The sequence below is a fragment of the Micromonospora phaseoli genome (genome assembly GCF_900109115.1).
In the GTDB taxonomy this organism is placed as follows: Bacteria; Actinomycetota; Actinomycetes; order Mycobacteriales; family Micromonosporaceae; genus Micromonospora; species Micromonospora phaseoli.
Map to the genome: position 1 here is coordinate 121245 of NZ_FNYV01000010.1, position 12826 is coordinate 134070.

A 12826-nucleotide genomic window follows, 5' to 3' on the forward strand; every position below is an offset into this window, starting at 1 on the left:
GTACTATCGAGCAATGGCGGATGTGGAGAAGCGGCTGGCCGCACTGGAGGCCCAGGTCGCCGAGCTGGTCGGACGGCTCGGCGACGCGGGTGAGCCGGCGACACCGCCGGAGGGCACCTTCTGGGCCCTCGACGGGCTCAAGCAGCGGCTCCCCGCCGACAGTTCCGGCGCCGCGCTCTACACCGGCACCGTCCGCCTCGCCGGCCAGCAGTACGACTGGCAGTACGGCCGGACCGTCGACGACGTGCTGGCCGACGACTGGGCCGAGCTGCCGTCGGCCCTCTCCGCCCTGGCCCACCCGGTACGCCTGCGGCTGCTGCGCGAGATCCTCGGCGGCCGGCAGGGCACCGCCGAACTGGCCGGGATCGAGGACCTCGGCACCACCGGCCAACTGCACCACCACCTGCGTCAGCTCACCGCTGCCGGCTGGCTGCGCAGCGCCGGCCGGGGCCGGTACGCGATTCCCGTCGAGCGGGTGGTGCCGCTGCTGGTCATCCTCACCGCTGCCGGTCGCTGACCGCGCACGGCGGCCACCACAGCCGGTGGCCGCCGGAGCGCCGACGGAAGGGAACATCACCATGCGCAAGCCGCCCGTCATCGCCCTCGTCACCGGGGTCGTCGCCGGTCTCGCCGGACTCGGTCTCATGCCCCGCGAGCCCCGGCTGACCGCACAGACCACCGGCGACGCCGATCTCGCCGCCGCGGCCCGGGCCGCGGTCGAGGACCCCAAGGGATACCGGGGACTCTCCGTCGCCCTGATCGACGGCGGCCAGGTCCGCACCGCCGGCCTCGGCGACCGCGACCGCGACGGCAACCCGGTCGAGTCGGGCACCCCGTTCGAGATCGGCTCGGTGCCGAAGGTCCTCACCGGCATGTTGCTGGCCCAGCAGGCCGCCGCCGGAGCGGTACGCCCCGACGACACCCTCGGCGTCACCTGGCCCGAGGTCACCGGCCCCGCCCACGAGGTGACCCTGGCCGAGCTGGCCAGCCACCGCGCCGGCCTGCCCCGGGTCGCCATCGGCTCGGTCGGCGACTGGGCACGGGTGCTGTGGTCCAACTTCTCCGCCGGCAACCCGTACGCTGGTCAGAACGTCGACCGGATCCGCGCGGCGACCGACGAACACGGCCCGGGCGACGGCCGGGGGCGGGTCGCCTACTCGAACTTCGGCATGGCGGTGCTCGGTCAGGCGCTCGCCGCGAACGCCGGCACCAGCTACCCCGACCTGCTCGACCGGGAACTGCTGACCCCGCTGGGCATGACGGCGACGGTGCTCGCCACCGACCCGGACGCGCTGCCCGCCGGGCGGGCCCAGGGCGCCAAGAGCAGCGGACGCACCCCCGATCCGTGGATCGGCGCCGGATACGCGCCCGCCGGCATCGGTGTCTGGTCCACCGCCGAGGACCTCGCCCGGCTCGTCTCGGCCACCGCCGCCGGCACCGCGCCCGGTGCCGACGCAGGGGACCCGCGCTTCGAGGACACCGAACGGGCCCGCGTCGGGTACGGCTGGTTCACCACCCGCTACGGCGACCGCGAGATCACCTGGCACAACGGCGCCACCGGCGGCTTCCACTCGTACGTGGGCTTCGACCGGGCCACCGGCCAGGGGGTGGTGGTACTCGGCAACACCGACAAGGGCGTCGAGCCGATCGGGCTGCGGCTGCTCGGCGTACCCCAGGAGTCGGCCGGCACCGCCTCGCCGGTGTTGCCCACCTGGGTCGGCGCCGGGATGGCGCTGCTGTTCACCTTCATCGGCGGCCTGTCGCTGCTCGGCACCGCGCTGCGTACCGCGGTGGACCGACTGACCGTGCTGCCGGCGGCGGGCTGGGCGCTGCTCTACCCCGCTCTGGGGCACCAACTGGGCGACTGGTCGGCGGTGCCCGGCTGGCTCTGGCCGGTGGGCTTCGCGGCCTCCGGGGCCGGGTTGGCCCTGGTCGCGTACCGCTGGCGGGAGCTGCCGGTCAACGACGCCACCGTGCCGTGGCGACGGGTGGCCTCGCTGGTCGGTTCGCTGGCCGCCGCCACCGCGCTGACGGTCGCCCTGATCTCCTGAGTGGAGGGTCGAAGGCTGTCGCAACCCATTGGGGATCGACTGAGGTGGCGGGCCGAACGTCGGCTCGGCTCGGCTGAACAGGCCCTTTGCATGCACATCGACGTGCATCAGGATGGCGAGAGGTCCGGCGTACGGGGGTAGGGGAGCCGGCGACCAACAGAGGAAGGACGTGGCACATCGTGGTGCCTTTCTCCGGCAGGAAAGTGCTCGCCGCCATCGCGGCCGGCACCCTCCTGGGCACGACGGCGCTGGTAAGCCCGGCGTTGGCGAGCCCGCCCAACAACTCGGTCAAGAGGTTGACCAAGGCGGTGACGGTCAAGGGGGTGCTCAAGCATCTCGACAGGTTCCAGGCCATCGCCGACGCCAACAACGACACCCGCGCCTCCGGCACACCGGGCTACGACGCGAGCGCCGACTACGTGGCCAAGCTGCTGAAGAAGGCCGGTTACCAGGTCACCCGCCAGCAGTTCGACTTCGCGTTCTACGAGGAGTTCGGCTCGTCGTTCACCCAGGTGGCACCGAACCCGACGTCGTACGTCGACGGGGTCGACTACGAGCTGATGAGCTACTCCGGTGACGGCACCGCCCAGGGTCTGGTCGTCCCGGTGGACCTCGTCCTCGATCCGCCGCGTGCCTCGACCTCCGGCTGTGAGGCCAGCGACTTCGCCGGCGTCGACGTGGCCGGCAAGGTCGCCCTGCTGCAGCGCGGCACCTGCGGGTTCGGCGACAAGGTCGCCAACGCCGAGGCCGCCGGTGCGGCAGGCGCGATCGTCATGAACCAGGGCAACGGTACGCCCGAGGCCAACGCGGACCGCTACGACCTGTTCGCCGGTACGCTCGGCGCGCCGGTCGGCATCCCGGCCGTCTCCGTGTCGTACTACACCGGGGCGCAGTTCGCGGCGACGGCCGACCTGGTCGTCCAGATCGAGGCCGACACCACCTCGGAGATCCGCAGCACCGAGAACGTCTTCGCGCAGACCCGGCACGGCCGCACCGACAACGTGGTCATGGCCGGCGCGCACCTCGACTCGGACCCGGCCGGACCGGGCTACAACGACAACGGCACCGGCAGTGCCGCGCTGCTTGAGGTGGCGCTGCAGATGGCGAAGGTGAAGCCGAAGAACGCGGTCCGGTTCGCCTGGTGGGGTGCGGAGGAGGCGGGCCTGATCGGTTCGCAGTACTACGTGGACAGCCTGACCGAGCAGCAGGTCGCCGACATCGCCCTCTACCTCAACTTCGACATGGTCGGCTCGCCGAACTACGTGTTCGGGGTGTACGACGGGGACGACTCGGCGCAGCAGGGTGCCGGCCCGGGGCCGGAGGGTTCGGCGGAGATCGAGCAGGTGTTCGAGAAGTTCTTCGCCTCCCGCAAGCTGCCCACCGTGCCGTCCGACTTCACCGGCCGCTCGGACTACGGAGCGTTCATCGGCGTCGACATCCCGGCCGGGGGCCTCTTTACCGGCGCCGAGGGCGTCAAGACGGCCGCCGAGGTCGCTCTCTTCGGCGGGCTGGCGGACGTTGCCTACGACCCCTGCTACCACCAGGCATGTGACAGCCGTACGCCGGTCGCCGACGGTGCCGACGCCGCCGTGTACAAGTCGCTGGGCAAGAAGTACAAGCTCCAGGGCAACGTCAACGTCTTCGCCCTCGACGTCAACGCCGACGCCATCGCCGCCGCGGTGATTACGTTCGCGCACGACACCTCGAAGGTGAACGGCGTGAAGACGCCGGGCAAGTCGCACGGCAAGGGCAAGTCGCACGGCCACAAGCACAAGCACGGTCCCTCCGGGAGGTGACCGAACTGCCGCGCTGAGCGGGCCGGGTCCCTTCGTGGGCCCGGTCCGTTCGCGTCAGGCCGGCGGCGTCGCGGACCGGGTCAGCCGGAAGTGCTGCCGCTTGCCGTCGTCCCGGACCACTACGCCGTAGCGGGCCAGCTCCGTGCGCAGTTCCCGGGCCTCGTCGCCCCGATCGTGCTCCAACGCCTCCTGCCGGGCCCGCATCAGCGCGTCGGCGCCGGCCGGCAGGCCGGGCAGGTCGGGCACCCAACGTCGGTACGCCGTCCGGTGCGGATCCGTGTCCACCCACGGCCAGCCGTGCGCACGGAAGGCATCGGCCAGCCGCTCGGCCGGCAGGTCGCCGCGCTGCCGGACCAACTCGCCGTCGTCGGTGCCCAGCAGCACCAGGTCCTTGCCGTCCACGAACACCGCACCGGTGTCCCGCCGGCCGAACTCCCGTTCGGTGCTGCCGCGGCGCAGCCGTGCCTGGTGCCCCGACACGGTGACGCGCACCCGTTCGGCGTGGCCGATGGCGGCGATCACCAACCCGACCAGCACGCCGGCGCCCACGCCGCCGGTCAGGGCGTACCCGTCGGGTAGGCCGTCGACCAGCCGGAACAGGCCCTGCATCGGCGCCCACGGCAGGCCGGCCACCCAGCCCGATCCGGCCGCGAGCAGCCCACCCGCCGCGCCACCGACGAGCGGGATCCCGCCCCAGAGCACCAGCAGTTCCGTAGCGCCGCCGCTGACCACGGTCGGCGTACCGTACGCCGTCACGCCACCTCCCGCCGGATGGTCCGGACCAGCCCGGCGGCCAGCGGCACGACCAGCCAGACCAGCAGCGAGACCCCGATTCGCGCCCACTGCCCGGCCGTCACGTCGGCGGTGAACAGTGGCTCCATCGTGCGCCCGGTGTCCAGCCACTCGGCCGCGGTGTGCAACGGCCGGACCAGCTCGCCCACGATCGACCAGGCGGTCGGCAGCACCAGGTAGGCCACGATGGCCAGCGGGGTGTTCAGCAGCAGCAGGCCGAACGCCGCGCCCATCAGCACGACGGCCACCTGGAAGACGACGGCGTGCGCCACCAGGGCACCCTCGATCCGCCAGGTACCGGCACCGCCCGTCACACCGGCCACCAGCGTGCCCACGGCGGCCACCGCCAGGCTGGTCAGCGCCGACGCCAGCGCCGCCAGCACCATCGAGGCGAGTTTGGCGACGATCACCCGCTCCCGCCGGGGCACCAGGGCGAACGTGGTCAACGCGGTGCGCTGGGACCACTCGCTGGTGATCGAGAGGATGCCCAGCACCGGCAGCAGGAATCCGACCGGGAGCAGCGACAGGACGAAGAAGTTGCTGAACGTCTGGGTCGGCGCCTCCGTGTAGATCACCTGGAGCGTCACGATGAGGGCGGTGACCAGGCCGATGGTGATCAGCAACCAGCGGCCGGCCCGGGTGTCGACGAGCTTGCGCAGCTCCACGGCGGTCAACCGGGCCAGCGACGGTCGGCGCTGCGCAGCGCGGACGGTCGGGGTCACCTCGGTGGCGATGGTCATCGGACGGTCTCCCTGGTCAGTTCGGCGTCGGTACGGCTCGCGTCGGGGCCCACCGGAGCGGGGCCCACCGGAGCGGGGCTCGCGGCGGTGGCGGTCAGCGTCAGGAAGAGCTGTTCCAGGCCATCGCCGCCGGCCGGACGCAGCTCGGTGAGGGCGATCCCGGCCGCCAGGGCGACCTCACCGACCGCGTCGGGGTCGGCCTGGACCAGCAGCCCCTCGGCACCCTCGCTGGCCGTCAGGCCAGCCCGCTCCAGCGCGCCGCGCAGCGCCGCGCCGTCGCGGGCCCGCACGACGGTGCCGTCGCCGGCCAGTAGCTCCTCCTTGCCGCCCTGCGCCACGATCCGGCCACCCCCGATCACCACCAGCCGGTCCGCGACCGCCTCCACCTCGCGCAGCAGGTGGGAGGAGAGCAGCACGGTGCCGCCCCGGTCGGCAAAGTCACGCAGCAGGCCACGCATCCAGAAGATCCCTTCCGGGTCGAGACCGTTGGCCGGCTCGTCCAGCACCAGCACGCGGGGATTGCCAAGCAGTGCGTGGGCCAGGCCGAGCCGCTGGCGCATGCCCAGTGAGTACGCGCGCACCCGTCGGCGGGCCGCGACCGGGCCCAGTCCAACCCGGTCCAGCGCCTCGCCGACCCCGCGCCGGTCGATGCCCATCGTCGCCGCCGCCACGGCCAGGGCCTCCCGGCCGGTCCGCCCCGCGTGCTGGGCCGACGCGTCCAGCAGCACCCCCACCGTGCGGCCCGGGTTGGGCAGTTGGCGGTACGGGCGCCCGTCGACGGTGGCCGTGCCCGACGTCGGCGGGGTCAGCCCACAGATCATCCGCATGGTGGTGGACTTGCCGGCCCCGTTCGGCCCCAGGAAGCCGGTGACCGTGCCCGGCTCGCAGTGAAACGACACGTCGTCGACGGCCGTGTAGCGCCCGTACCGTTTGGTGAGCTGATTTACCGCGATCATGTGGTCAGCCTGCCCGGGCCACCCGGTCGCCCGCTGCGGCCAACGGTCGACCGTCGGCTAGCCGAAGGTCGACTCTCAGGTCTCGACTTTGGTAGCTGGCCGCACGACCCACGGCTGCCTACCATTGCGGCTGTGACCAGCGCCGTCGTACTCGAACACCCGGGGCTGCTGCCCGGGTCGCTCGGCGCTGCGGCACCCCGTCAGCAACGGCGTACCGCCCGCGACTGGCTGGTCGACAGCTTCTGCTTCCTGGTCTCGCTCGGATGGGTGATCCTGGCCACCTTCGACGCCGCCTCGCCGAGCCCGGCCCTCGCCGAACAGCTGCCGTACGACTGGATGATCGTCGGGGAGGCGCTCCTCGGCCTGGTGTGCACGCTGGCGCTCTGGTTCCGCCGCCGCTGGCCACTCGGGCTCGCGCTGGTGACACTGCCGTTGGCGATGTTCTCCGTCACCTCCGTCGCGGCAGTGCTGATCATCTACTTCACGGTGGTGGTGCACCGCCGTGCGGCGGTCGCCCTGGCGGTCACCGCCGCCGGACTGTTCACCAACCTGTTCTTCGCCCTGCTGCGCCCGGAGCCGGGCAACCCGTACTGGGTGTCCACCGTCTGGGGGATGGTGATCACCCTGTTGGTGCTGGCCTGGGGGTTGTTCGTGCGGGCACGCCGGCAGCTGGTGCTGTCGCTGCGCGAGCGGGCCGAGCGGGCCGAGGCCGAACAGCAGCTGCGGGTGGCCCAGGCCCGGCAGCTGGAACGCACCCGTATCGCCCGGGAGATGCACGACGTGCTCGCCCACCGGATCTCGCTGCTCAGCCTGCACGCCGGAGCACTGGAGTTCCGTCCGGACGCCCCCGCGTCGGAGGTGGCGCGGGCGGCCGGGGTGATCCGGGACAGCGCGCACGCCGCCCTGCAGGACCTCCGGGAGGTGATCGGTGTGCTGCGCGCCGAGGTGTTGCTCCCGGAGGATCCGGAACGACCCCAGCCCACCCTCGGTGACCTGCCCGCGCTGGTCGCCGAGTCCCGGACCGCCGGGATCCGGGTCGATCTGCGTGACCAGGTGTCCGCGCCGGACCGGCTGCCCGTCGCGGTCGGCCGCAGCGTCTACCGGATCGTGCAGGAGGGGTTGACCAACGCCCGCAAGCACGCCTCCGGCGCCGCCGTCACCGTTGGGCTCAGCGGCGCCCCGGGCGACGGGCTGTCCGTGGAGATCCGCAACCGCTGGCCGGTGGGTGAGTCCACCGGGGTGCCGATCCCTGGCACCGGCACCGGACTGGTCGGCATCGCCGAGCGGGTCAACCTCGCCGGCGGGCGGCTGGAGCACGGCCGTGACGAGCACGGCGACTTCCGGCTGGCCGCCTGGCTGCCGTGGCCGGCGCCGTGAGCGGCCCGGTGCCGGAGGGCGGGCGGGCAGTGCCGGCGGATTCCGTACCTCCGGCGGGGCCGGGCCGAGAAGTCCGGATCCTGATCGTGGACGACGACGCCCTGGTGCGCGCCGGGCTGTCGATGATCCTCGGCGGTACCCCCGACCTCACAGTGGTCGGCGAGGCGGCCGACGGCAGCGAGGTCGTCCGGGCCGTCGCCGCCTGCCGGCCGGACGTGGTGCTGATGGACATCCGGATGCCCCGGCTGGACGGGCTGGCCGCCACCGAGGCACTGCGGGCGCTGCCCCGGCCGCCCGAGGTGCTCGTGCTGACCACCTTCGACGCCGACGAGCACGTGCTGCGGGCGCTGCGGGCGGGGGCCGGCGGGTTCCTGCTGAAGGACACCCCACCGGTCGAGATCGTGCGGGCGGTGCGCCGGGTCGCCGCGGGCGAGGCGACCCTGTCCCCGACGGTCACCCGCACCCTCATCGAGCACGTCACGGCCGGAACGCCGGCCGACCCACGGCGGGAGCGCGCTGCCCGGCTGATCGCGGCCCTGACCGAGCGGGAACGTGCGGTCGCGGTGGCCCTGGGCCGGGGCCACACCAACGCCGAGATCGCCGCCGAGCTGTTCATGAGCGTGGCCACCGTCAAGGCGTACGTCTCCCGGTTGTTGACCCGCCTCGGTCTCAACAACCGGGTGCAGGTGGCCCTGCTCGTGCACGACGCCGGCCTGGTCTGAGCGGCTCGACCGGCGGCGCTCCGCGGCGCCCCTGAGCGGCTCGGTAAAGGATTTGAACTTTCCCGCACCGGGAGCCGTACCAGTTTGCGAGGTGCGGTGCTCAAGCGCACCGCTACCGGAGCTGCGGGAGGCCTGCCGTGCGAGTTGATGAGCAGTCGACGGATCCCATCGATCAGATTCTGGGCGAGTTGCCTGTACCGGCGTCGTTGACCCCTGAAGACGTCCGGCTGGCCGTCCGGGCGGTGGTCGTGCACGCGGCGGAGGAGTGGCCGTCGGGGGCGCTGTGCCGCAACGACGGTGCTCGATTCCCCTGCCGGCTGCACCGCTGGGGTCGGCGGGTGCTGCTGAACCACGGGCTCAACGAGCGACAGCTCGACGCCCTCATCCGGCACGGCAATCCGTTCGTGCACGTGCCGTTCCCGTTCCTGGTCAACGGACCGGCGGCGGGCCGGCCCGCCGCCGGACGTCCGGCGCCCGCCGCACGTCCGGCGGGCACCGACCGTGGCTACCCGCCGCGCACCGATCGGGCTGCGGGCCATCCGGCACGACCGGACCGTGCCACCGGTTACCCGACGCGCGGTCCGGCCCCCCGGGTGGCCGCTCCGGCGGCGCGTACCGGCGTCCGGCCCGCCGGGTCCGGCCGGCCGGTGGCTCCCCCCGCCACCGCGCCGCGCTGGCCGCGGGCGAGCTGAGAGGGCTCGCCCGCGGCGGCACGACGCCGACCCGGAGCGCGCGGCCGGTTCCCGCCCGCGCCCGGGTCGGCGTCATGACCTCAGCGGTAGCCGGCCGGGATCCCGCAGTCGGGCGCGGCCCAGTAGGTGTTGTTCGCGCTGCGGTCCTGGTTGTTCTCCCGCCGCGAGTCGACGTGCACGTGGTTGTTGTGTCCCGCCACACCGGGGCCGATGATCCCGCTGAAGCCGTGGTTGCGGGCCTCGCGGGCGACCTGGCACAGCGACCTGCTGCGTGAGGTGAGGTCGGCGGCATTGCCGTACAGGTGCTGGCTGTCCGACGCCCCACCGACCTGGCTGTTGCAGGTGCGGCTGCGGAAGCCACTGGTCACGTTCAGCGGCTGGTCGCCGAGGCTCTTGCGGAGTGCCTCCAGCTTCCACATCGTGCGTAGCGCCTTCTGCCGGGTCTGTGCGGACGTCAGCGGGCCGCCGGTCCACCCGCTGCCGCCGCAGCCGTTGTCCAGCTCGCTCCAGCTGAAGTGCCGGGGCGTGCAGTCGTTGTCCTGGATCTGGTAGAGCTTCGCAAAGGTCTGCGGTCCGGCGATCCCGTCGGCCCTGATGCCGTACGCGGACTGGAAGCGGCGTACCGCCGCAGCGGTCTTCGGGCCGTACCGGCCGTCGAGCTCCACGATGTTGTTGTTGCCGGCCCAGCCCGCGACCCGCAGTTGCAGCTCACGCACGTCACTGCCGGAGCGCCCCTGGTAGAGGTTGCGGTCCCAGGTGTAGCAGCCGTCGGCGTGGGCCGCTGGCGCGGCGACCACCGAGGCGATCGCGGCGCCCGGCAGGGCGAGGGCGAGGGCGACGATTGCCCGTTTCAGGGTGTGTACGCGCACAGAAGTCCTCCCGATAGGCAGCGATTGGGGTGGCATCCGGGACTTCGACCGAACCGTCCCGTGGATCCACCCTCGCACCGGCCCAGCCCTTTGGCGGCGATTAACAAGAAATGTCCTCACAATTCGTTGCACCTGAGCATTCGCTGGGAATTCGGGCTATTTGCGAAACGGGCAGCAATGCTCGACCGGCCGCAGACTGGCCATTTGCGCGCGGAGCGCGCATAGGGCGACACCGAGGGCCATGTTCCCTGGTCGGCCCGGACCGGTAACGTCAGCGCGGGCGACGGCGGGGAGGTGGGCGTGGCACGTGGTGGCATCTTCTGCGTCGAGGGCCAGTGGCACCGTGATCTCAACGAGCGCGGTTCCGTGCTGCCCACCCTCGAACTGCTCGAACGGCTGGGCAAGGTCCGCTTCATTCACAAGGACGCGGCAACCCGGGACGAACTCTTCTACTTCATCGACCGCTGGCTGCTGAAGCAGTACGCCGACCACCGGCTCGGCTTCTTCGCGATGCACGGCGAACCGAACCGGCTGTGCCTGACCGACTGGCATTCGGTCGAGCTGACCGAGGTGGCCGAGCTGATGGCCGGGCGCTGCGAGGGGCGGCGCCTCTACTTCGGCAGCTGTTCGGTGCTGCGTGCCCCGGAGTCGGTGCTGCGCGAGTTCCTCGACGTCACCGGGGCGGCGATGATCTGTGGCTTCAGCCGCGAGGTCGACTGGGTCGAGTCGGCGGCGTTCGAGACGGTCCTGCTCGACGTGCTCGCCAACGGCCGGCGACACAACGCCGCCGAGCTGCGGATGGGTTCGGCGCACTGGGCGCCCCTGGCGTCGTACCTCGGCTTCCGGATCATCTACGCCAACGGCCGGGCCTGGCGCCCGTCGGCGCGGCCCAGGGTGCCCAGCCAGCAGTCCGCCAGCCACCACCGGTGACGGCTGGTAGAAACGAACGATGCCACGCACGATCGCTCGCAACGCCCGGGTCGACCGGGAAGACCTCATCGAATTCATCCGCCCCCGACACCGGGTGGTGCTGATGACCACCCGCGCCGACGGCCGGCCGCAGTCCTCGCCGGTGGCGGCCGGGGTGGACGCCACCGGCCGGCTGGTGGTCTCCACCTATCCGGAGCGGGCCAAGGTCGCCAACATCCGCCGCGACCCACGGGTGTCGGCGTGCGTGCTCTCCGACGACTGGAACGGCCCGTGGGTGCAGATCGACGGCACCGCCGAGGTGCTCGACCTGCCGGAGGCCCTCGAACCGCTGGTCGAGTACTTCCGCAGCATCTCCGGCGAGCATCCGGACTGGGACGACTACCGGCAGGCGATGCTGCGGCAGGGCAAGTCCCTGATCCGGGTCACCATCACCGGGTGGGGACCGGTCGCCACCGGCGGCTTCCCGGCCCGGCTGGCCGACTAGGGCCCCAACCGGGCCGTACGGGCGGGGCGCGACCGCGCCCCGCCCGAAACGGTCAGTGCCGTGCCGTCGCGTACGTGGCGCAGCCGATCAGTTCCATCGACACCTGAAGCCGCTCCAGGCTGATGTTCTTGGCGATGGTGTCCTCCGGGCTGTGGTACGGCGGCTCCAGCAGCGCCGGCGACTCCTCACCGCGCCAGGAGAAGTTCGCGCTGGCGATGCCGACCTCCTGGAACGACTGGTGGTCGCTGGCGCCGCGCTGGGTCACCGGGGAGATCTGCGGTTCGTAGCCGAGCCGCCGCGCCGCGGCGGAGACCTCGTCGGTGGCCCGGTTGCTCTCGCCGGTGAACGACAGCAGCCAGTACCGCGTAGCCGGGTCCCAGCTGGTGGCGACCATGTCGTTCTGGTAGACGGCGAGGATCCGGTCGCGCTCGGCCTGCGGCAGTTGAGCGACGTAGTAACGCGACCCGATCAGTCCCTGCTCCTCCGAGCCCCAGAGGGCAAAGCGCAGCGTGGCGTCGACCGGCACCGCCTTCAGCACCCGGGCCAGCTCCAGACAGAGCACCGTGCCGGAGCCGTCGTCGTTGGCGCCCGGTGCGCCGATGACCGAGTCGTAGTGGGCGCTGACCATGACGACCGGGCCGCCCGCGCCTGAGCGCCCGCGCCGCTCGGCCAACACGTTGTGCGAGGTCAGCCCGCGGTGCGCGGTGGTGGCGATGGTCAGGGTGAGCGGGCCGGCGGCCAGCAGGGCCCGGAGCCGGTGCTTCTGCGCCTGGGCCACCCCGACGACCGGGATCGGCAGTGGCGCGGAGGCGGAGCCGGGCAGAGTGGGGGAGAAGGCAGACGCCCGGCGGGGCTCCACCAGGTCGGCCGGGAGGAAGACCACCGCGGCCGCCCCGGCGGCCACGGCGGTCGCGGCCAGCTGCTCGCGCTGGGCCGCGACATAGTCCACCAGCACGATCTTCCCGCTGACGTCGGCCGGGTAGTCGGCCGGCGTACCCGCGCCGACATCGACCACCGACGCGGTGACCCTGGTGTCCAGCGCCGCCTGTCCGCTCGCCCCGACCTGCCAGTTCAGGTCCCCGGGCAGCCGGGCCGGCGAGCTGAGCTGGGCGAGGAACTTGTCGGCGACCGGGAAGGGTTGCAGGGTGGTGTCGTAGCGCAGCTTGTCGAGCTGACCGGCGATGTAGTGCGCGGCTCGACGCTCCGAGTCGGTGCCACCGATGCGTGGTCCGATGTCCTCCGAGAGCACCTTCAGGTGCGCGAGTGCGCGCTTCGCGGAGAGCTGGGCGACGACCTTGCGGTCCTCCGGGGTGAGCCTGGGCGGACGGATCGCGCCGGGCCGGTGGTCGGCTGCTGCCCAGGCAGGCGCGGGCAGCGCCACGGTGGCGGCGCCACCGAGTGCGACGGTCAACATCCG

At 72.5% G+C, this 12826-nt stretch carries 13 protein-coding genes; 8 read left to right on the forward strand and 5 right to left on the reverse strand.

The annotated features are described in order from the left end of the window. Window positions 1-13 precede the first annotated feature (13 nt). The 3 genes from BMY89_RS23185 to BMY89_RS31575 all read left to right on the forward strand — a co-directional run bounded on the left by BMY89_RS23185 (window position 14) and on the right by BMY89_RS31575 (window position 3847). Window positions 14-517 carry an ArsR/SmtB family transcription factor gene (locus BMY89_RS23185; protein WP_092382167.1) on the forward strand — a complete coding sequence of 168 codons (504 nt, stop codon included), beginning with the start codon at window positions 14-16 and terminating at the stop codon, window positions 515-517. 61 nt (window positions 518-578) lie between these two features. Next, window positions 579-2051 carry a serine hydrolase domain-containing protein gene (locus BMY89_RS23190; RefSeq protein ID WP_111313861.1) on the forward strand — a complete coding sequence of 491 codons (1473 nt, stop codon included), beginning with the start codon at window positions 579-581 and terminating at the stop codon, window positions 2049-2051. Between the two features lie 179 nt (window positions 2052-2230). Beyond that, window positions 2231-3847: a M28 family metallopeptidase gene (locus BMY89_RS31575; protein ID WP_139218000.1), complete on the forward strand. Its 1617-nt coding sequence runs from the start codon at window positions 2231-2233 to the stop codon at window positions 3845-3847. A 54-nt stretch (window positions 3848-3901) separates the two neighbouring features. Here the strand turns inward: BMY89_RS31575 and BMY89_RS23200 are convergent, their stop codons facing one another. From BMY89_RS23200 to BMY89_RS23210, 3 genes are read right to left on the reverse strand one after another with little or no spacing between them, the layout of a single operon-like run. Continuing rightward, on the reverse strand, window positions 3902-4603 hold the full coding sequence (locus BMY89_RS23200; protein ID WP_092382170.1) for a YqeB family protein: 702 nt from the start codon (window positions 4601-4603) through the stop codon (window positions 3902-3904). Further along, complete coding sequence (locus tag BMY89_RS23205) at window positions 4600-5379, reverse strand: ABC transporter permease (protein ID WP_092382171.1); 780 nt, start codon at window positions 5377-5379, stop codon at window positions 4600-4602. Before BMY89_RS23205 ends, BMY89_RS23200 begins: the two co-directional genes overlap by 4 nt. Beyond that, window positions 5376-6335 (reverse strand): ABC transporter ATP-binding protein, encoded by a 960-nt coding sequence (locus BMY89_RS23210; protein WP_092382172.1) that lies wholly within the window; start codon window positions 6333-6335, stop codon window positions 5376-5378. The genes BMY89_RS23205 and BMY89_RS23210 overlap by 4 nt, the downstream gene beginning before the upstream one ends. 132 nt (window positions 6336-6467) lie before the next feature. Between BMY89_RS23210 and BMY89_RS23215 the strand changes: the two genes are divergently transcribed. The 3 genes from BMY89_RS23215 (at window position 6468) to BMY89_RS23225 (ending at window position 9126) form a co-directional block, all read left to right on the forward strand. After that, the gene (locus tag BMY89_RS23215) at window positions 6468-7712 is read left to right on the forward strand and encodes a sensor histidine kinase (protein WP_092382173.1); all 1245 of its coding nucleotides are present in this window, start codon (window positions 6468-6470) and stop codon (window positions 7710-7712) included. Beyond that, on the forward strand, window positions 7688-8434 hold the full coding sequence (locus tag BMY89_RS23220; protein WP_372433338.1) for a response regulator: 747 nt from the start codon (window positions 7688-7690) through the stop codon (window positions 8432-8434). Before BMY89_RS23215 ends, BMY89_RS23220 begins: the two co-directional genes overlap by 25 nt. Window positions 8435-8640: 206 nt before the next feature. Continuing rightward, window positions 8641-9126 carry a hypothetical protein gene (locus tag BMY89_RS23225; protein WP_232521508.1) on the forward strand — a complete coding sequence of 162 codons (486 nt, stop codon included), beginning with the start codon at window positions 8641-8643 and terminating at the stop codon, window positions 9124-9126. Window positions 9127-9206: 80 nt separating this feature from the next. Here BMY89_RS23225 and BMY89_RS23230 read toward each other — a convergent pair whose 3' ends face one another. Then, window positions 9207-9995, reverse strand: a complete 789-nt coding sequence (locus tag BMY89_RS23230) for a D-Ala-D-Ala carboxypeptidase family metallohydrolase (protein WP_092382175.1) — start codon at window positions 9993-9995, stop codon at window positions 9207-9209. A gap of 300 nt (window positions 9996-10295) precedes the next feature. Between BMY89_RS23230 and BMY89_RS23235 the strand changes: the two genes are divergently transcribed. Both BMY89_RS23235 and BMY89_RS23240 read left to right on the forward strand, forming a co-directional pair. Then, window positions 10296-10925, forward strand: a complete 630-nt coding sequence (locus BMY89_RS23235; protein WP_092382262.1) for a DUF6642 family protein — start codon at window positions 10296-10298, stop codon at window positions 10923-10925. Window positions 10926-10944: 19 nt separating this feature from the next. Beyond that, window positions 10945-11409, forward strand: coding sequence for a PPOX class F420-dependent oxidoreductase (locus BMY89_RS23240; RefSeq protein WP_092382176.1), 465 nt, complete (start codon window positions 10945-10947; stop codon window positions 11407-11409). A 52-nt stretch (window positions 11410-11461) separates the two neighbouring features. Here the strand turns inward: BMY89_RS23240 and BMY89_RS23245 are convergent, their stop codons facing one another. After that, on the reverse strand, window positions 11462-12823 hold the full coding sequence (locus tag BMY89_RS23245; RefSeq protein ID WP_092382177.1) for a M20/M25/M40 family metallo-hydrolase: 1362 nt from the start codon (window positions 12821-12823) through the stop codon (window positions 11462-11464). Window positions 12824-12826: the final 3 nt, after the last annotated feature.

What these genes read in the sequence shown, in the direction of transcription:
- BMY89_RS23185 (WP_092382167.1), top strand. Translation starts at nt 14, where the DNA reads ATGGCGGATGTGGAGAAGCGGCTGGCCGCACTGGAGGCCCAGGTCGCC.
- BMY89_RS23190 (WP_111313861.1), top strand. Translation starts at nt 579, where the DNA reads ATGCGCAAGCCGCCCGTCATCGCCCTCGTCACCGGGGTCGTCGCCGGT.
- BMY89_RS23205 (WP_092382171.1), bottom strand. Translation starts at nt 5,379, where the DNA reads ATGACCATCGCCACCGAGGTGACCCCGACCGTCCGCGCTGCGCAGCGC.
- BMY89_RS23210 (WP_092382172.1), bottom strand. Translation starts at nt 6,335, where the DNA reads ATGATCGCGGTAAATCAGCTCACCAAACGGTACGGGCGCTACACGGCC.
- BMY89_RS23240 (WP_092382176.1), top strand. Translation starts at nt 10,945, where the DNA reads ATGCCACGCACGATCGCTCGCAACGCCCGGGTCGACCGGGAAGACCTC.
- BMY89_RS23245 (WP_092382177.1), bottom strand. Translation starts at nt 12,823, where the DNA reads ATGTTGACCGTCGCACTCGGTGGCGCCGCCACCGTGGCGCTGCCCGCG.